This window comes from Parasphingorhabdus pacifica, assembly GCF_054779195.1.
Genome location: NZ_BAAGYS010000007.1, coordinates 460,129 through 479,096 on the forward strand (window position 1 = coordinate 460,129; position 18,968 = coordinate 479,096).

Here is an 18,968-nt window from a genome sequence, read left to right on the forward strand (position 1 = left end):
CCGGGAGCAGCCTCCGTGGCCCGAGTCGTAGTCGACATCATGCCGAAGCAGGAGATCCTCGATCCGCAAGGTCAGGCGGTGGCCAGCGCGCTGCCCCGCCTCGGGTTCGAAGGTGTCTCCGAAGTCCGCCAGGGCAAGCGGTTCGAGCTGGAGGTCGACGATTCGGTCGACGACGAGACGCTCGCCAAGATCGCCGAAGGCTTCCTCGCCAACCCCGTGATCGAGGACTGGACCGTGCGCAGGGTCGAAGCATGAGCACGGCCGTGACGACCAGCGCGGGCGCCAGGATCGGCGTCATCACGTTTCCCGGCACGCTCGACGACACCGACGCACAGCGCGCGGTGCGCCGGGTGGGCGCCGAACCGGTCGCCCTGTGGCACGGTGACGCCGACCTGCGCGGGGTCGATGCCGTGGTGGTGCCCGGTGGCTTCTCCTACGGTGACTACCTGCGGTGCGGGGCGATCGCCAGATTCGCGCCGGTCATGGGACCGGTCGTCGAGGCGGCGGGCAAGGGGATGCCGGTGCTCGGCATCTGCAACGGCTTCCAGGTCCTGTGCGAGGCCGGGCTGCTGCCCGGTGCGCTGACCCGCAACGCCGTGCTCAACTTCGTCTGCCGGGACCAGTGGCTCAAGGTCGAGAACAACACCTCGGTGTGGACGACCCGTTACGACGCGGGTGCCGAGCTGCTCGTGCCGTTGAAGTCGGGCGAGGGCGCCTACATGGCCGACAAGGCCACTCTCGACGAGATCGAGGGCGAGGGTCGGGTGCTGATGCGCTACGTCGACGGCAACCCGAACGGTTCGCGGCGCGACATCGCGGGGATCACCGATGCCCGCGGTCGGGTGGCGGGGCTCATGCCGCACCCCGAGCACGCGATCGACCCCCTGACCGGACCCACCGATGACGGTCTCGGCATGTTCCTGTCCGTCCTGGATGCACTGGTGGCAGCGTGAGCGACATTGATCTGCACGTCGACAGCGTGGACCGCGCGAAGTCCACTCCGGACACCGCGCAGCCCTTCGCGGAACTCGGCCTGAAAGACGACGAATACGCCCGGATTCGCGAGATCCTGGGGCGCAGGCCCACCGAAGCCGAGCTCGCGATGTACTCGGTGATGTGGAGCGAGCACTGCTCCTACAAGTCGTCGAAGGTGCACCTGAAGTACTTCGGCGAGACGACCACCCCGCAGATGCGGGAGAAGATGCTCGCGGGCATCGGCGAGAACGCCGGTGTCGTGGACATCGGCAACGGCTGGGCGGTCACGTTCAAGCTGGAGAGCCACAACCATCCGTCCTATGTGGAGCCCTATCAGGGTGCGGCCACCGGAGTGGGCGGGATCGTGCGCGACATCATGGCGATGGGTGCGCGACCGGTAGCCGTTGCCGATCCGCTGCGCTTCGGCGCGGCCGACGCGCCGGACACCCGCCGGGTGCTTCCCGGTGTGGTCGCGGGCGTCGGTGGTTACGGCAACTGCCTGGGGCTGCCCAACATCGGTGGCGAGGTCGTCTTCGACGAGTCCTACGCGCGCAACCCGCTGGTGAACGCGATGTGCGTGGGCGCGATGAAGACCGAGGACCTGCACCTGGCGCACGCCAGCGGTGCCGGGAACAAGGTCATCCTGTTCGGCGCTCGCACGGGGCTCGACGGCATCGGCGGGGTGTCGGTGCTGGCTTCGGAGACCTTCGACGGTGACGAGACCGGTTCCGGCCGCAAGAAGCTGCCCAGCGTCCAGGTCGGCGACCCGTTCGCCGAGAAGGTGCTCATCGAGTGCTGCCTGGAGCTGTACCACTCGCAGCTGGTCGTGGGGATCCAGGACCTCGGGGGCGCGGGCTTGTCCTGCGCGACCTCCGAGCTGGCCTCGGCCGGTGACGGCGGCATGCGCGTCGACTTGGATCAGGTTCCGCTGCGCGCCACCGGGATGAACGCCGCGGAGATCCTCTCCAGCGAGTCCCAGGAACGCATGTGCGCGGTCGTCCAGCCGTCCGATGTGGACGCCTTCATGGCCGTGTGCGAGCGGTGGGACGTCACAGCGACCGTCATCGGCGAGGTCACCGACGGCGAGAACCTGGAGATCTACTCCGAGGGCGAGCTCGTCGTCGATGTCCCGCCGCGCACCGTCGCGCACGAGGGGCCGGTCTACGAGCGTCCGGTCGAACGTCCGTCCGAACAGGACTTGCTGGCTGCCGACAGCGCGGCCACGCTGCAGCGACCGTCTACTTCGGACGATATTCGGGAGACCATCCTGCGGATGGCCGAATCACCCAACCTGTGCTCGCGGGAGTGGGTGACCAGCCAGTACGACCGGTACGTGCGGGGCAACACCGTCCTCGCCCAGCCCTCCGACGGTGGCGTGCTGCGCATCGACGAGGAGACCGGGCGCGGTATCGCGGTCGCCACCGACTGCAACGCCCGTTACACCAGGCTCGACCCCTACACCGGTGCGCAGCTGGCACTCGCCGAGGCGTACCGCAACGTCGCGGTCACCGGGGCCGTCCCGAAGGCCGTGACGAACTGCCTGAACTTCGGTTCTCCCGAGGATCCGGGCGTGATGTGGCAGTTCCAGCAGGCGGTGCGCGGGCTGGCCGACGGATGCGTCGAACTCGGCATCCCGGTGACCGGCGGGAACGTCAGCTTCTACAACCAGACCGGAAGCACGCCGATCCTTCCGACCCCCGTGGTCGGGGTGCTCGGCACGATCGACGACGTCACCCGCCGCATCCCCACCGGGATCGGTGGCGAAGCGGGCGAGACGCTGCTGCTGCTCGGCGAGACCGGCGAGGAGTTCGGCGGTTCCGAATGGGCGCGGGTCGCGCACGACCACCTCGGCGGCGTGCCGCCGAAGCCCGACCTCGCCAGGGAGAAGCTGCTCGCCGAGGTGCTGCTCGCGGGCTCGCGCGACGGCATGATCTCGGCCGCGCACGACCTTTCCGAGGGCGGCTTGGCCCAGGCGCTGGTGGAGACCGCGCTCATCGGTGAGTGCGGTGCTCGGGTCATCCTTCCCGAAGGCGCCGATCCGTTCGTGTGGCTGTTCTCCGAGTCCTCGGCTCGTGTGCTGGTGGCGGTGCCGCGCAGCGAGGAACTGCGCTTCACCGAGATGTGCACCGCACGCGAGTTGCCGTGGACGCGGGTCGGTGTCGCGGACGCCGGATCCGAGTCGTTGGAGATCCAGGACGTCGCGGACATCCCGCTGGCGGAGCTGCGCCGCGCGTGGGAGGGAACACTTCCCGCATTGTTCGAGTGAGCAGCGGCCGGGGGCGGTGAGGTGGTTCGAGTCACCGCACCGCTCCCGGCGGCCTCGCTCAATTCCTCGAGAAGTCGACACTCCCACTGCCGCCACCGGGAACTGCTGCGATCGTCCCGAAACCCCATCCCTCGGGAATCTCGGAACTCGATGCCCCAGGGTCGATGCGGGCATCGTCGAGCAGCACGGCGGGAGCTTCACCGTGCACGCTCAGCTCGACCCCGCTGTGGAAGCGGGCGTGACGCAGGTCGAGCGATCCGCCGAACGTGACTTCTCGCAGGAAGACCCGGTCGGTGAAGTCGCAGTGCTTCAGGTCGGCATCGCCTCGGAATCGGGCGCCGTCGAATCCGCACGGTTCGAAGGAACGGATCCCGCGCAGCTGGACGAGCTCGTGGTACAGCGCGTGGTCGCTGCGGATCCGTCCTAGGAACACGCTGTCGCGCAAGTGCACGGAATTGCGGAACTCGGCGCGGTTGAAGTTCGTGGTGTGCCGGAACCGGCATCGGTAAGCGGCGACCCGACCCACTACCCGATCCGACAAGTCGAAGCGCTCCAGCCAGGCCCGCGTCAGGTCGAGGTGGTAGATCGGGGGCGAGTCGGTGTCGGTGGTCGGCAGCAGATCCGCGATCAGGCGTTGTGCTGTTTGCCGCACGTGCCGCTCCCGCTCCTGCTCCGGTGTGATCTGCAAGCGGGTTTCGCTCGGCAGTGACCACTTCGGATGGTCGAACGGACGGCGAAGGTAGGAGCACAGGACGTCGAGAACTGTCTGGGTGTAATCGGGATGGGTGCTCGCCAGCCCCGCGAGCGCGTGCAGTGCGCCTACCCGGACCTGGTCCGCTTCGTTGCCCAGCAGTTCGACGGATCGGGCGAAGCGTTCGTCGGCCGCCCGGTTCCGATCGTGGTCGGATCGGCGGTGTTCGAGGTCCTGCTTGCGCTCCTCGAGCGCGTACCGCTCGGTGTCGAGCTCCTGCCGCCGCCGGTCCAGTTCTTGGCGGTGTTCGTCGGTGCGCCGGCGCCGGTCGTTGAGCCAGAGGGCGTAGAGGGCGATCACCGAACCTGCCGCGAGCCCACCGGTCCGGAGGGCGTCGGCTCCGTTGACGCGGGGGTCGAAAATCAACAGCGCGGTGCTGGTGCCCAGGAGCATCAGCACGGCAGTGGTTATTGTCAGCAGGAGCCGGTGATCACGCATGCCGCTCATCTTCGCTGAATCGCGCAGTCGGTTGGCAGGGCTTTCCGGGGGATCTGCCATGCCACTTCACGCGTCGATCTGGTCCCGATTGCCCGGCTTCCCCTCGTTCGGTTTCTCGCCATTCGCCCCCCAGTCTTCCGGGAGCGCGGCGCCTCCGGACCCGGTGCGTACGTTCGCGTGCAGCACTTCGCCGGACCACCGGACCGAACGCAGGTCCACGCCCGATTCGAACGCGCACGAGCGGAAGTCGGCGACGCCCTCGAACGTAGCGTCCACCATGGACACCGTGTCGCCGAAACGACTGTGCGCGAACTTCGCGCGGCCGTGGAACCGGGTCCGGTCGAAGGAACTCCGGCCGTGGAAGTCGACGCCGCTGAACCAGGCACGTTCCCCGAAAACCACGTCTTCGCACCGGAAGTGACCGGCCAGCCGACCGGGTGCGGTTTTCGTGCCGGTGAACCAAGCGGTTCCGTCGAATTCGCAGCGGCTGAAGTTGTTGCTGCTGTACAGCCGCGCGTACCGGAGCACGAGAGACCCGATCCGGCGCTCGGACAGGTCGAAGTATTCCAGCGTCGCGTTGGTCAGGTCGAGGTCGTAGCCAGGGGCCGCGGCGTCACCCGCGAACGGAAGGAGATCGGGGATCAGGCGCTGTGCGGTCAATCGGACCTGCAGCTCCCGTTCCGCGTCGTCCCGTTCCTGTCCTGTCCAAACAGGATTATCCGGGGTTGCCTCGTCGCGGGGTGCGACCGCGTGGCGCGGGTGCCGGAAGGGTCGGCGCAGGTACGAGCAGAGGACGTCCAGCACGGTCTGGGTGTAGCCGGAGTGGTTGCGGGCGAGGCCCGCCAACGCGTGCAGTGCGCCCACCCGGACCTGGTCGCTGTCGTGCCCGAGCAGTTCGACGGCCCGGGCGAACCGCTCGTCCGATACTCGGTCCCGCTCCAGGTCGGTTCGCCGGTGTTCCAGTTCTTGGCGTTGTTCTCCGGTACGTCGGCGCCGGTCGTTGAGCCACAGGGCGTAGAGGGCGACGATGGATCCCGCGGCGAGGCCGCCCGTGCGCAGCGCGTCGGCGCCGTTGGTGCGCGGGTCGAAGATCAGGAGTGCCGCGCTTACCGCGATGAGCACGAGGACGGCGAGGGTGACGGTGCTGATCAGGCCGAGCTTGCGTTCACGCATCTGGTGATGATCGTGGTTCGGTGGGGGTGTTCGGGGGGTTTTGCCGTGATCGGGGCCGCCGTTGGCGAAACCGGCGACCCCGAGCGGCCCGTGGCTCCGCGCTCAGCCGGTGGCGAGCGCCTGCAGCCGGTCGTAGGCGCCGTTGAACAGGTTCTGGTCGATCGGCGAGGAGCTGTACTGCCAGAAGGTGTGCACCGACCAGTTGTACGGCAGCTCACCGACGCTGTCGGCGTAGCGGGCGACCCACAGCGGGTTCGTCGCGCTGAAATCGCCGCTGACGCACTGGTTCCACCAGCTCGTGCTCGTGTAGATGACGGGGTGGCGGCCGGTGCGCGAGTGGTAGGTGTCGCTGAACTCCTTGATCCACGCGGTCATCGCGCTGGGGCTCAACCCGTAGCAGTTGCTGCCGTACGGGTTGTATTCCATGTCGAGCGCGCCGGGAAGGGTCTTGCCGTCGCCGGACCAGCCACCGCCGTTGTCGACGAAGAAGTTGGCTTGTGCCGCGCCGCTGGAGTTGTCCGGCAGGGCGAAGTGGTAGGCGCCGCGGATCATGCCGACGTCGTACGACCCGTTGTACTGCTGGGCGAAGTAGGGGTTCTCGTAGCTGGTGCCTTCGGTGGCCTTGGCGTAGGCGAACCGCTTGCCCTGGTCCCACCAGGACTGCCAGTCGACGTTGCCCTGATGGCTGCTGACGTCGATGCCCGCCACGGTGGCCAGCGGGGCCGGCACCGGAGTGGCTTCGGGGTCGCCGCCCTCGTGCTTGCGGATTTGCGAACCCATCGGGTGATCGTCGGCGTGGCCGGAGTTCTGTACTGCCATCGCGCTCTCCGTTCCTGGGGGTGGGCTACTCGCGTGCGCGAAGGAACTGAAGACCAACGCGCAGGCCCAGGTGATGGAGAGTAGGGGGATGAGTGCGCGGGCGCGGGTGCGGCAACTCGAACGGTTCATGCGGACCTCGCTGTTTTGGGGTGCCACTGTCACTGGACGCAGCAGCATGTAGCCCGAAAGTGTGGCGAGAACTTTTCCAGTTATGTAGATCTTAGGTGGATCTTTGACCGGAATGGCGCAATGCGGACAGCGACGACGAAATCGACGTGGCACAAAAGTGTGAAAAATTGAGCGTTGGTCCCCGTCTTTCAGCGGTGGTGCGCGTCGACATCACCGGTGGTGTGAGAGCTACCGGCGGGCGGGGGAAAACCCTTGCGGCCGACGCGGAGGAAGCTGATCTCGGTTCCGGACGGTGTCCGCGAGAACCGCCCTGCGAGCCGGTGAGCAGCTCCGTCCGGAAAGGATCAATCCACCGAAAGCGGAGATCCGGTTGTTCGACCCTCGGTCCGTTCGGTCGTATGCTCCAGGCGAACTGGTCGAGACGAGTACGATGAATGGGGGGCGCGCAGGCATGACCGGCTGGACAACGCCTGTGCCGGGCGCGCGGCCTGTGTCGGGCGCGCGCGAGATTGCGGCCGCGGTCAGTCAAGCCGATCGGCGGCGGCTCGCGTCGGCCTGGGGCGAGGCGCTCATCGGAACGAGCTACGTACCGATGACCAGCGGCGAGGTGAAAGACCGCTTACGCGAGTTCACCGACCGTATCGTCGAAGCCCTGCTGGCGGACCCGTTCGATCCCGCTCCCGCCCGCGAAGTCGGAGCCGACCTGGTGGCGGTGCAGTTCATCAGTGCGGAATCGCTGTCCCGCACCGTCGGTTTGTTCGGGGACGAACTCGTCAGCGTGCTCGACGTCAACGGCCCCACCGGATGGCGCAGCCGCGTGGCGCAACTGCAGGCGGAACTGTGCGCGGGATTCGTGCACGCGGCGCGCAAGCGCACCCTCGACGAGCAGGAAGCCATCCGCCAGACCGTGCTCGACGCCCGCGGATCCGTCGAACAGGCCTTGCGCGTCAGTGAGGCGCGCTTCCGGGCGATCTTCGTCGGGGCCGGTATCGGTATCGGGATCGGAGACGCGGCGGGCAACATCATCGAGGTCAACGATGCGATGGGCGAGATCCTCGGTGCCGCACCGGCGAGGCTGCGGGGCATGCACGTGCAGGAGTTCACGCTGCCGGACGACTCCGAACAGTTCCGGGAGGCCTACGAGCAACTGGCTCGCGGTGAGCGCGAGCAGTTCCGGTTCGACCAGCGGTTCATCCGCTTCAACGGCACCCCGGTGTGGACAGAGGCGGTCATCACCCTGGTGCGCGGCGACGCCGACGAGCCTCTGTACCAGGTTGCGATGGTCGAGGACGTCACCGACCGGATCCAGCTGCAAGAACGCCTCCGGTATCAGGCGATGCACGATCCGCTGACCGGGTTGGCGAACCGGACCTTGTTCCTGGAACGGCTCAGCGCCGCACTGGAATCCGACGCGTCCGATCGGCGCGTGGGGCTGTGCTACCTCGACCTGGACGGGTTCAAGGTGATCAACGACAGCCTCGGCCACCACGTGGGCGACGATCTGCTCGTCGCGGTCGGCGAGCGGCTGGCGGAGACCGTGTCGGGAGAGCGGCGGATGGTCGCCCGCATGGGCGGCGACGAATTCGTGCTCCTCGTGGAGGATTCGGAGGACCACCGGCAGGCGATCGAACTGGCCGAGCGAGCACTCCGATCCCTGACGGATCCGGTCCGCATTGGTGGGCACGAGCTGTCGGTTTCGGCCAGCATCGGCGTGGTCGAGCGGCCGGTGTCCGGGCAGACCGTGGCCGAAGTGATGCGCGATGCCGACGTGACGCTGTATTGGGCTAAGACCGAGGGCAAGGGCAAATGGGAGCTGTTCGACCCCGAGCGCAACGCGCACGAGGTCGCCAAGTTCCGCCTGTCGGCCACCATGCCCGCCGCCCTGGAGGGCGACGAGTTCTACGTCGAGTACCAGCCGCTGATCGGGTTGCGCGAGTTCGGAATCGTCGGGGTCGAGGCGTTGGTGCGCTGGTGGCATCCGAAACTCGGCAGGCTCGGCCCCGACACGTTCATCGGCCTGGCCGAGGAAACCGGGTTGATCGTCCGTCTCGGGCGCTGGGTGTTGCGGCGGGCCTGCGAGCAGGCCAAGAAGTGGCAGGACGAGTTCGGTGACGCCGCTCCGTTCGTCAGCGTCAACCTCGCGGTGCGCCAGTCACGCGACCCCGACCTGGTCCCGGACGTCAGGGCGATCCTGGAGGAAACCGGCCTCGAACCAGCACGGTTGCAGCTCGAACTCACCGAGAGCGCGATCATGCAGACCTCCGGCGAGCCGATGCGCAGGCTCTGCGAGCTCTCCGGGATGGGCGTGCGCATCGCCATCGACGACTTCGGCACCGGGTACTCGAACCTCGCCTACCTGCGGCACCTGCCCGTGCACGAACTGAAGCTCGCTGGTTCGTTCATGGAGGGATTGCGCAATCCGGAACGTGCCGATCCGGTGGACGAACGCATCGTCGGCACCTTGGTGGACCTGGCGCACACGCTCGGGCTGACGGTGACCGCCGAGGGAGTGGAGACGCACGCGCAGGCTCGTCGGGTGGCCGAGATCGGTTGCGAGACCGGCCAGGGCTACTTCTTCGCCCGACCGTGCTCACCGGAGCGGATGCGCGCGTTCATTGCCGACCACCTGTCCTGAGGGCCTGTCCTGAGGGTGTGACCTCTCCGGAGGACGCGGCGGAGCATCCGCTCCGGTGCTCCGCGACGCGGAGCCACCGCGGTTGGCGCCGTCAGCCGCGCAGATCGACCACGGTCTTGATGCTGTCGGGCCGACGCTGCAGCACGCTCGTCCAGTCCGACAGCGGCACCCGGTCGGTGATCAGCGACGAAAGCCAACCGGAGTCGGCGTCGTTGAGCGACTTGACCGCCTGGCTGTAGTGGTGCAGGTTCGCGTTCACGCTGCCCACCACGACGTCGTTGTCGAGCACCAGCTCATCGTTGATCGCACCTGCCGGTACCGGGACGGTTCGCTCGTGCCCGGCGACTCCGGTCAGCACGGTGATCGCGTTGCGCGCCGTGCGGCGCAGCACGTCGAAGACGACCTCACCCGCTCCTGTCGCCTCGATCACCACGTCCGGTTCGAACCCGAGATCATCGAGGCGGGTGTGATAGGTGGCGCCCAGATCGCGCACCAGACCCGGTTTGGGGCCGTTGGTGACCTGGTCGAACACGTGCACGTCCAAGCCGCGTTCGATCCCGAGCAACGCCCCCAGCAACCCGATCGGCCCGGCACCGGTGACCAACGCGTGCCGTGGCTGGTAGTAGGCGCGCTTGCCGATCAACTCGGCCTGCTCCCAGGCCTTCGCCACGACCGACGCCGGCTCGGTGAGGACGCCGAGCTCGCCGAGTCCGGCGGGCACGGGGATCGCGAAGCGCGGCTCGATGGTCCAGCGCTCGGCGCCGAAGCCGTCGAGTTCCTTGATCCCGCACTCCGTGTACCGGCCGTTCAGGCAGAAGTCCCATTGCCCTGCGGCACAGGCGCCGCAGGGCTCGGGATCGGGACGTCGAACGACGCCCACGACGTGATCTCCCCGCTGGAAACCGCTGATCGCGGGTGCGTGCAGCACTCGCCCCACCGATTCGTGGAACAGCACCATCCGTTCCCGGTCGGGTGGCAGGACTCCGTGTGCGGAGTGGATGACCTCCTGGTCGGTGGCGCAGGACCCGGCGAGCAAGCCTTCGACGAGCAACTCGCCCGGGGCAGCCACAGGTTCGGTCAGGTCGCTGACCTCGCAGAGCTCCGGCTTTCCGGGTACCACCGTCGCTGCTTTCACCGCCGACTCCTCTCCACATGATCCGTTGCCCGGGGCTCCGCGGGATGAACGAGTTCGTAGCCCCGTCGACCCATCGGATACCCGGGATCAGCACCCCGCCATTCGTCCGGGCTCAGTTCTCGGCGGCCGAAGCCCCCACCAGCACGTCGTTCGGGATCACCGCGCGGACGGCGTCGTCGAGGTTCAGGCCGAGGTCGAGCCCGTTGAGCAGCTCGGTGAGCGCGCGCCCGGGAACCGTGCGGTAGGCGGGCCAGTCATCCGGCACCCGTGCGGCCGAGCTGCAGGCCGGGACGAGCTGGCTGCCGTCGGACATCTCGGCGGCGTAGATCGCGGGCTCGTCCTCGTCTTCGTCCTCCGCGGCGTAGAGCAGCAGGTTCGATTCGAGCACCGCGGGGACGAGAGCCTCCTGCGGCGCCTCTCCGGAGGCGATCCGGTTCAGCAGGACCTCCAGGTCGTTGGCCGGGTCCGGGATGCTGAACGCCTGTTCGGAGGGCTGGTACTCGTCGTTGAACTGGAAGTCCTCGTCGATCTGCCCCTCCGAGTCGATCCGGTAGGCGCCCACGACCCCCTCGGGCGGGATGTCGTCGCCGGCGTCCTCGTATCCGGGATCGACGATGTAGAGCCAGCTGTCCGGGGTCTGTTTTGCCTGCTCACGCATCTCATCGGTGATCGGCGGGGGGCTTGGCTGGTTGGGCTCGGACATGGGTTGGGCTCCGTCCTCGGATGGTGCTGTGGGTTGGCCGCCGGGCGATCGCCGCAGTTCGGCCGCACCCGGTTGTCCCACGAGGGTGCCAGTTCGGCCTCGTGTGCCGAGTGGACGGTGCGACTTCGACGTATGAACCAGCCGTTTCGAGGTGCCGCACGTCGGAGTTCGGGGAGAGACTGAAGGGGTCGGCGGGGCGACAGGGGAGGTTGTCGGTGATGATCGGTCAGCGGGAAGCGTTGCGGTTGTTCGGCTGCGAAGTATTCGATCCGTGCGGCCAGCGGATCGGTATCGTCGGACAGCTGTTCTTGGAGGAGGACACCGAGCAGCCCGCTTGGGTCACTGTCCAAACCGGACTGTTCGGGACGAACGAGAGCTTCGTGCCGCTGGAGGGCGCGGCGTTCGACGGCGACACGCTCACGGTCGCCGTGTTCAAGGACGCCGTCCGCGAGGCCCCGCGCGTATCGCTGGAACAGGGGGACCTCCTCCAGGAGCACGAATACGCGCTCTACCGCTACTACGGCATCACCTACGGCCTGGCTCCGGACGACAACTCGAGTGAACCGGCGGCCGAATACGTGGCCGCGGTACGGCGTCGAATGCGTCGCTGGGTGGTGGCCACTTGAACACGGTGCGCGATTATCGCGGAAACCGTGCCGCTACACTTCTCACTGCGCACGAAATGTCGGATACGTCCGTATCGATTCGAGCGGTAAATCCGCGCGCAATCCGTCGTGGCCAGGTCAAGAGCTTTGCCGGCGGTGGTTTTCCGGGAAGATTCCCGGTGGTTTCCGCAGAGCTGGGAAAGCATTCACCCCGAAGTCCGATTGAGTGGCAACTACTCGCCAACTCGCCCGATCGAGTGTTCTTGGTGGATACGTTCCGTTCCGTAACGCCGTCAGATTTCACCCGGCCCCACCCGGGTGACACTGAGGAGGGGAACATCCATGAAGAAGCTCGCCTACGGATCCGGAGCCGGCTTAGCCGCCGCGGCCCTCGTGTTCGCCGCCGTGCCGGCCGGTGCCGCCCCGGAAGCCGATCTCGCTCCCCTGACCATGCACGCGCAAGCCAAGACTCAAGGAACCGGCGATTCCTACATCGTCAACCTGAAGGACGGTATCGCCCCGACCGCTCTCGCCGGCGAACTGGGGGTGCGGACCGATCACGTTTACGATTCGGCCATCAACGGCTTCTCCGCGGAGCTGAGCGCCGAACAGTTGGACGCGGTCCGCGCCAGCGAAGCGGTCGAAGGCGTATCGCAGACCTTCCGGGTCCAGGTCCAGGATCCGGACGCCTCGGCCGTGGGCTCGTGGGGCCTCGACCGCCTCGACCAGCCGAACCTCCCGTTGGACGACACCTACGCGCCTGCCGGAACCGGATCGGGCGTGACCGCGTACATCCTCGACACCGGTATCGACCCGGAACACGGTGACTTCGGCGGCCGCGCCGAGGTCGGCTTCGACGCCACCGGCGGAGACGGCGTCGACGGTCACGGTCACGGCACGCACGTGGCAGGCACCATCGGCTCGGGCACCTACGGCGTGGCCACCGACGCGACGCTCAAGGGCGTGAAGGTCCTCGACGACCAGGGCAGCGGCACCACCGCGGACATCATCGCGGGCATGGAGTACGTGATCGAGGACTCGAACGGCCCGGCGGTGGCGAACATGTCGCTCGGCGGTGCCTACGACCCGGCCCTCAACGAGGCCGCCACCAGCGTCGTGAACGACGGCGTGTTCCTGGCGGTCGCCGCCGGCAACGAGGGGCAGAACGCCGACAACGTTTCGCCGGCCAGCGCCGAGGGCGTCTACACCACGGCGGCCTCGGACAACACCGACGGTTCGGCTTCGTTCACCAACTTCGGCCCCTCGGTCGAGGGATACGCGCCCGGTGTGGACATCACTTCGCTGGCCCCCGGTGGCGGAACCGCCACGATGAGCGGCACCTCGATGGCCAGCCCGCACGTGGCGGGCGTCGGGGCGCTGTACCTGGAGGCCAACTCCGGCGCGGACCCGGCGGATGTGATCGGCGGATTGCAGGAAACCGCTTCGGCGGGCGTCATCCAGGGCGCACCGACGGGAACCATCGCCGACCTCCTGCAGACCGGCGACCTGTGAGCCACTGAGGAGAAAATCGAAATGCCGGCGGGCCCTTCCTCTCGACGAGGAAGGGCCTGTCGGCTTTTCGCTCCGTATCCGCGTGACTTCCCCGCGTCGTGCGGTGATCGCCGTACTGGTGCTAACGGGGGAGGCAGGAGCCCGGCTGAACGGAGCTAATCGAACGTCGCACGGCGCCATCCTTCGAAAGTTGGTTCCGGCCGCGGACTTCAGGCGGTTAGGTTTTGACCGAGGGGGAGTTCGGTGCCCAGTGCGGTGAGTGCCGGGGCATTCGTCGTGGGAGGTACCTCAGGAAGGGGTGTGCCGTGTTATCCGGATACACCGAGGTGAAGGAAAGAACGGAACTTTCATCTACTGGTGCGTCGGCGTCCGATTGTTCGCGGGCGGATTCGGCGATCGCCGATCCGGCCTCGACAGAGCGGGCGGTGCAGGCGCAGGTCCAAGCGCAAGAAGCGGTCGCATCGGTGGCCAAGGCAGCGCAGGCCCAAGCGGGCAGCGGTGGGGTGTTGCAGATCGTGCGCGGCGCCAAGCGCGTCGGCTGGGCGGCCTACGAACTGCAGAGCAACGCGAACGTCCTCGTGCAGGGAGTGGCGAAACCGCCTTACGCGGCCACTGGCGCGCTGGACTCGCTGGAATCCCGAAAACTCGCCGAGGGAGTCGAGTTTCAGGTCCTCTACGACAGGTCGGCTCTCGCCCGGCCACCGCAGCTGGAACTAACCTCGCGGCTGGTGGCCATGGGCGAGCAGGCCCGGGTGATCCACGTGGCACCCACCAAGCTGGTCGTCGTCGACAACGAGGTGGCGCTGCTGCCGTTGACGGCGAGCGAGCAGACCGTGGAAAGCGCCGTGGTGATCCGCAGTTCGGCGATGCTCGGGGCGATGGTGCGGATCTTCGAGGACCTGTGGCGGTTCGCGGCACCCTTCACTGCCGACCAGGAACTCCTCAACGGGGAGGTCATGCCGTCGGAGGAGGAGCGGTGGATCCTGTCGCTGCTGGCTTCGGGCGCCACCGACGACACCATCGGAAGGTTGATGGGGTTCAGCGCGCGAACGGCCCACCGGCGGGTCCGCGAGCTCGTCGCACGCCTGGGGGTCGAGACCCGTTTTCAGGCCGGCATGCAGGCGGTCAAGCTCGGTTGGTTGTGAGCTGAATCGATCGATGAGGTCCTTCTCGCGAGAGGTTCGCGTGGGGCCTCATCCTCGTTCCGCGCCGGGAGCGATGGCCGGGTGCGGCACCGGAAGATCTATGCTGGTCGCCATGCCGGCTCGCCGACACGTCGATCCCCGCGAGCTCCGCGCGGCGATCGCGGAGGTGCGGCCGTGGCTCGATGACGAGACGCGGCGGCCCGCTCGCTCCGAACTCGCCAGCGCCGTCCGCCTGAGCCTGCGCACGCTGGAGCGGGTCGCACCGGGACGCAGCGTGGAGATGCGCGTGCCACCTTTCGCCGCCGTGCAGTGCGTCTCGGGGCCCGAACACACCCGGGGCACCCCGCCGAACGTGATCGAAACCGACCCGCGAACCTGGTTGTTGCTGGCCACCGGGCACTTGAGCTGGGACGAGGCGCTGGACGACGGCCGCATCGACGCGTCGGGCCCCCGCGCCGACGTCTCCCGGTGGCTGCCGTTGGTCGCAGCCGACGACGGCTGACCAGGCACCACGGGCAGCACGGCCCGCTGTTCAGCGCTGTCGCTTTCTCCCGGAGCGTGGTCCGGAAGTGGTGCGACGCGCCAACACTCACCGAATGGTGCACCGCGAAAGCCCTGCGAATGCCTGTGCGGAGTCGGCGGTTCTCGCTACGCTGATCACCACTTTCCCGCCGGAGCTACCGGCGAAGCCCGAGGAACGGCGGGGACATCCGGTGGATGAGGTGAATAGCGATGAGCGCTGACGAACTGGAAGGCTTGGCCGTCGGAGCACGGATCCAGGCCATACGCGAACGACAAGGAAAATCCCGCCCGGTAGTGGCGAACCTGGTAGGTCGCTCCGCCCAGTGGCTCAAGGATCTCGAACGCGGACGCAGGCTCGCCCCACGTTGGGACATGCTGGTCGCTCTGGCGAACGTGCTCCATGTTGACGTGTCGACCTTGACCGGCTCGGCGCCGATCTCGGCGAGCCTCCAGCGGCGCGAAGGACACCCGGTCGTCGCCGACCTGCGGGAATCCATCGAGCAGTTCCCGCTGCAGCTTCGAGACGGTCCCGAGCCGGATGTGCAGGTACTGCTGCAGCGCGTCGCTGACGCCTGGCACTTCTGGCATACGTCCTCGACGCCTCGCGCCTCGGCAGGGGCGATGCTGCCGCAGATCATCCGCGACGGGCGCCACGCTGCGCGAGTCACGAATGGCAAGACACGTCGCACCGCGCACATGGTGTTGACCAGCGCCTACGCACTGGCTGAACAGGTTTTGGCATGGGTGGCGGATTCCGCGCTGTTGTGGCTGGCCGCCGACCGGTGCATGGCCTCCGCGCAGGAGGCCGACCAGCCGGAACCCCTGGCCGGGGCCGCGTGGGTGCTGGGCAATGTGTGGCGAGCCACCGGCCGGGAGGAAGACGCCTACCGGCTGGCGACCGATGCTGCGAACCTTCTCCAGCCGTACCTGGCGGACGGATCGACCGAAGCGCGTGCCTTGTGGGGGTCTGCGCGCCTGCACGCGGCGATCACGGCCGCTCGCATGGGGGAGGAAGGAAACGCCCTCCACGCGCTCGATGAAGGTGACGAGATGGCCCGCAGTCTGCCGACCGGGTATGCCCATCCCTGGACCCTGTTCGGGACCGCGAACACGGCACTGACCGGGGTCTCGGTTCACGTGGACATGTGGAAATCCTCGACCGCCCTCGATCGTGCCGACGCCGTGGACCCGGACTCGGTGCCTTCGGTGGATCGACGCGCTCGGTTGTGGTTGGAGATGTCCCGCTCCTATCACCAGAAAAAGGACCACCTGGCCGCGCTGCAGACGCTCCAACGCGCTACCGACATCAGCGAGGAATCCATGCGTTGCCACCCGCTGAGCAGGGGCATCGCGGGCGAGCTCGTCACTTCTGGGGTCCGCTTGGTCGAGCGCGATGCCCGCGGCCTCGCTACTCGCCTGGGGCTCACCGTGTAACCCCGAGCACGGGTGCGTTCCGCGCCCCTCGAAGCACGGTGTTGATCTGCAGCCCTCGCCCGCGTTGATCGGGGCGAGGGTTATGCCATGTCGCAACCGACGCAGTGCAGCGCCGCCGCTTCCCCCAGGGCCGTGATCAGCGGAACCGGCCCGTCCACCCGGCGGCATGGCCGCGATCCGGGAGCGACTGCCCGCCCGACGCGACGCGGCCCTTCGGTCCCCGACGTGGCGCGCGGCGGAGCCCCTGCGGGGCCGGTGGGGAGCACGGCGAGCGCCACCGGTCCCGCAGCGATCCGAACGGTGGCCGCCGAATGAGGGACGCCGTTGTCGCCACACTGCGACCCGCCGGGATGTGGACCGACCGGCACGGGGTGGTCCACCTCCGCGCGGCGGCCACCGGACGAACCTTCTGCGGCTACGAGGTCGGCCTCTACACGAACACCGCCCCCACCATCGGTTGTGGTGCTTGCGTCGCCGAGTCCATCCGTGATTTCGCCCGCACGCACAGCTGCGGCTCGCGGTGCCATGGCTGAGCGCGAGAGAACTCCCGCGGGGCTGGATCGTCGCGTCCCCCAGGCGTCCGAGGCCGCGCGGCTGGACCGCCGCGTGTCCTGGTCAGGGCGGATCGTTCCGCTGCCCGAGCCGTGCAGGGATGTGGATTTGATGGCGCGGGTACGGGAAGGCCTGCGCCGCCTCTGAGCCGCCACCGGGTGGCGGTGTTCCCCCGAACTCCCCGCCCGCCACCCGGTGGCACTCCACTCCGTCCTCGATGCAGCGCAGCACTGCCGCTCCTCCCGGCGGTGGCCGGCACGGGCAGGCCGGCACGGGCAGGGCCGTGCCGGATGTTTCGGAGCCCCCGTGGCACGGTCCCGGCCTGTCTTGGGACCCCGCTCCGCCCGGCTCCGCAGGGCGCTCCGAAGCGGTCGTGGCCTGCGCCGATACGGGCTTCCCGTGCGAATCGGGCGAATCGAGCCCGCTGTTGTGACCAGGCTCAACCGGACGGGAGAGACCTGACGGATACGTCCGGCTTACACTGAGGTGTAACTCCGACTCCGTCATGCAGGGAGTTTTCGGTGGTCTCCGACCGGCCAGAACCGGGTATTGCAAATAACGCACCACAGGTGCGCCGAGGAACAGGGACGGGAGCCGCGCCGAGCACCGACGCCACCGTCGAGCAACTCGAACAGGATGTTCCTCGCGATGAATGCGGTGTATTCGGCGTGTGGGCGCCGGGCGAAGAAGTCGCGAAACTGACCTTCTACGGGCTGTTCGCCCTGCAGCACCGCGGTCAGGAAGCCGCGGGCATCGCTGTCGGCGACGGGTCCCAGATGCTGGTCTACAAGGACCTCGGACTGGTCAGCCAGGTGTTCGACGAACAGATCCTCGCCTCGCTGCGCGGTGACGTGGCGGTCGGACACACCCGCTACTCCACAACCGGTGGTGGCACCTGGGAGAACGCCCAACCCACGTTCCGGCCATCGGCCGACGGCGGTGGGCTCGCGCTCGGCCACAACGGCAACCTGGTCAACACCGCCGAACTGCTGGAGCGGATCAACGCCGAGAACATCGACACCGTCTCGGCGAATCTGTCCTCTCCGGCCAACGCCTGCGAACACGCCACCACCGACTCGGACCTGGTGTGCGGCCTGCTGGCAGCGCACGCCGACGAGAAGGGGCTGGAACGGGCCGCGCTGGACCTGTTCCCCACGGTGCGCGGCGCATACTCCATGGTGTTCTCCGACGAGTCCACCCTCTACGCGGTCCGGGACCCGCAAGGCGTGCGCCCGCTGGTCCTCGGACGGCTGGAACGCGGCTGGGTAGTGGCCAGCGAGACAGCCGGGCTGGACATCGTCGGGGCTTCCTTCGTCCGCGAGGTGGAGCCCGGTGAGCTGCTGGCCATCGACGAGAACGGGCTGCGCTCCTCGTCCTTCGCGAACCCCAACCCCAAGGGCTGCGTCTTCGAGTACGTCTACCTCGCGCGCCCGGACACCACCATCTCGGGTCGATCGGTGCACAGCACCCGCGTGGAGATCGGCCGCAAACTCGCGGCCGAGCACCCGGTGGACGCCGACCTGGTGATCCCGGTTCCGGAATCCGGGACCCCGGCGGCCATCGGCTATGCCCAGGCATCCGGGATCGCCTACGGGAACGGCCTGGTCAAGAACGCCTACGTGGGGCGGACCTTCATCGAACCCTCGCAGACCATCCGACAGCTCGGCATCCGGCTGAAGCTCAATCCGCTTCGCGAGGTCATTCGCGGCAAGCGCCTGGTCGTCGTCGACGACTCGATCGTGCGGGGCAACACCCAACGGGCGTTGGTTCGGATGCTGCGGGAGGCCGGGGCGGTCGAGGTGCACGTGCGAATCGCGTCCCCGCCGGTCAAGTGGCCGTGCTTCTACGGGATCGACTTCGCCTCCCGTGCCGAACTGATCGCCAACGGGCTCGACCTGGACGGCATCCGGCGTTCCGTCGGGGCCGACAGCCTGAACTACGTATCCCTCGACTCGCTGATCTCGGCGACCGAGCAGCCCCGCACCAGGCTGTGCGCGGCGTGCTTCGACGGGGAGTACCCCATTCCGCTGCCGGAATCCGAGCAGGTCGGGAAGTACCTGCTCGAAGGCGAGGGCGAACAGGTGGAACGCGGGGTGGCCGGTCCGGCCGAACCCGTGCTGCCCAGCGGGTACGGTGCGGCCGACGCGTTGCGCCGTCCCTGAATCATGCGGCGA

At 68.0% G+C, this 18,968-nt stretch carries 17 protein-coding genes; 12 read left to right on the plus strand and 5 right to left on the minus strand.

Going from position 1 to position 18,968, the window contains the following annotated elements; genetic code table 11:
• Positions 1–15 precede the first annotated feature (15 nt).
• The 3 genes from purS to purL are packed head-to-tail and all read left to right on the plus strand — an operon-like array spanning position 16 to position 3,241.
• Positions 16–255, plus strand: a complete 240-nt coding sequence (gene purS, locus ACYVAN_RS11530; RefSeq protein WP_460958628.1) for a phosphoribosylformylglycinamidine synthase subunit PurS — start codon at positions 16–18, stop codon at positions 253–255.
• The gene (gene purQ, locus ACYVAN_RS11535; RefSeq protein WP_460958630.1) at positions 252–953 is read left to right on the plus strand and encodes a phosphoribosylformylglycinamidine synthase subunit PurQ; all 702 of its coding nucleotides are present in this window, start codon (positions 252–254) and stop codon (positions 951–953) included. Before purS ends, purQ begins: the two co-directional genes overlap by 4 nt.
• Positions 950–3,241 carry a phosphoribosylformylglycinamidine synthase subunit PurL gene (gene purL / locus ACYVAN_RS11540; RefSeq protein ID WP_460958632.1) on the plus strand — a complete coding sequence of 764 codons (2,292 nt, stop codon included), beginning with the start codon at positions 950–952 and terminating at the stop codon, positions 3,239–3,241. The genes purQ and purL overlap by 4 nt, the downstream gene beginning before the upstream one ends.
• Before the next feature lie 58 nt (positions 3,242–3,299).
• On the opposite strand, the gene ACYVAN_RS11545 is transcribed toward purL, so the two are convergent.
• From ACYVAN_RS11545 to ACYVAN_RS11555, 3 genes are all read right to left on the minus strand, one after another.
• Positions 3,300–4,430 (minus strand): pentapeptide repeat-containing protein, encoded by a 1,131-nt coding sequence (locus ACYVAN_RS11545; protein ID WP_460958634.1) that lies wholly within the window; start codon positions 4,428–4,430, stop codon positions 3,300–3,302.
• Positions 4,431–4,496: 66 nt separating this feature from the next.
• Positions 4,497–5,603, minus strand: coding sequence for a pentapeptide repeat-containing protein (locus ACYVAN_RS11550; protein ID WP_460958635.1), 1,107 nt, complete (start codon positions 5,601–5,603; stop codon positions 4,497–4,499).
• Between the two features lie 102 nt (positions 5,604–5,705).
• Positions 5,706–6,422, minus strand: coding sequence for a lysozyme (locus ACYVAN_RS11555; RefSeq protein WP_460958637.1), 717 nt, complete (start codon positions 6,420–6,422; stop codon positions 5,706–5,708).
• A gap of 721 nt (positions 6,423–7,143) precedes the next feature.
• Between ACYVAN_RS11555 and ACYVAN_RS11560 the strand changes: the two genes are divergently transcribed.
• On the plus strand, positions 7,144–9,186 hold the full coding sequence (locus tag ACYVAN_RS11560) for a putative bifunctional diguanylate cyclase/phosphodiesterase (RefSeq protein WP_460958639.1): 2,043 nt from the start codon (positions 7,144–7,146) through the stop codon (positions 9,184–9,186).
• A gap of 91 nt (positions 9,187–9,277) precedes the next feature.
• Here ACYVAN_RS11560 and ACYVAN_RS11565 read toward each other — a convergent pair whose 3' ends face one another.
• On the minus strand, positions 9,278–10,321 hold the full coding sequence (locus ACYVAN_RS11565; RefSeq protein WP_460958641.1) for a glucose 1-dehydrogenase: 1,044 nt from the start codon (positions 10,319–10,321) through the stop codon (positions 9,278–9,280).
• A gap of 112 nt (positions 10,322–10,433) precedes the next feature.
• On the minus strand, positions 10,434–11,024 hold the full coding sequence (locus tag ACYVAN_RS11570) for a type VII secretion system-associated protein (protein ID WP_460958643.1): 591 nt from the start codon (positions 11,022–11,024) through the stop codon (positions 10,434–10,436).
• A gap of 218 nt (positions 11,025–11,242) precedes the next feature.
• Here ACYVAN_RS11570 and ACYVAN_RS11575 point away from each other — a divergent pair, with 218 nt between their 5' ends.
• The 8 genes from ACYVAN_RS11575 (at position 11,243) to purF (ending at position 18,956) form a co-directional block, all read left to right on the plus strand.
• Positions 11,243–11,650, plus strand: coding sequence for a PRC-barrel domain-containing protein (locus ACYVAN_RS11575; protein ID WP_460958726.1), 408 nt, complete (start codon positions 11,243–11,245; stop codon positions 11,648–11,650).
• Positions 11,651–11,971: 321 nt separating this feature from the next.
• Positions 11,972–13,141, plus strand: coding sequence for a S8 family peptidase (locus ACYVAN_RS11580; RefSeq protein WP_460958645.1), 1,170 nt, complete (start codon positions 11,972–11,974; stop codon positions 13,139–13,141).
• A gap of 326 nt (positions 13,142–13,467) precedes the next feature.
• Entirely contained in the window at positions 13,468–14,286 is an 819-nt protein-coding gene (locus tag ACYVAN_RS11585) for a hypothetical protein (RefSeq protein WP_460958647.1), read from the plus strand.
• A 112-nt stretch (positions 14,287–14,398) separates the two neighbouring features.
• Positions 14,399–14,788 carry a sterol carrier family protein gene (locus ACYVAN_RS11590; RefSeq protein ID WP_460958649.1) on the plus strand — a complete coding sequence of 130 codons (390 nt, stop codon included), beginning with the start codon at positions 14,399–14,401 and terminating at the stop codon, positions 14,786–14,788.
• A 230-nt stretch (positions 14,789–15,018) separates the two neighbouring features.
• The gene (locus ACYVAN_RS11595) at positions 15,019–16,242 is read left to right on the plus strand and encodes a helix-turn-helix domain-containing protein (RefSeq protein WP_460958651.1); all 1,224 of its coding nucleotides are present in this window, start codon (positions 15,019–15,021) and stop codon (positions 16,240–16,242) included.
• A gap of 311 nt (positions 16,243–16,553) precedes the next feature.
• Positions 16,554–16,775: a hypothetical protein gene (locus tag ACYVAN_RS11600; RefSeq protein ID WP_460958653.1), complete on the plus strand. Its 222-nt coding sequence runs from the start codon at positions 16,554–16,556 to the stop codon at positions 16,773–16,775.
• Positions 16,768–16,941, plus strand: a complete 174-nt coding sequence (locus ACYVAN_RS11605) for a hypothetical protein (protein ID WP_460958655.1) — start codon at positions 16,768–16,770, stop codon at positions 16,939–16,941. The genes ACYVAN_RS11600 and ACYVAN_RS11605 overlap by 8 nt, the downstream gene beginning before the upstream one ends.
• A 422-nt stretch (positions 16,942–17,363) precedes the next feature.
• Complete coding sequence (purF, locus tag ACYVAN_RS11610; protein WP_460958657.1) at positions 17,364–18,956, plus strand: amidophosphoribosyltransferase; 1,593 nt, start codon at positions 17,364–17,366, stop codon at positions 18,954–18,956.
• Positions 18,957–18,968: the final 12 nt, after the last annotated feature.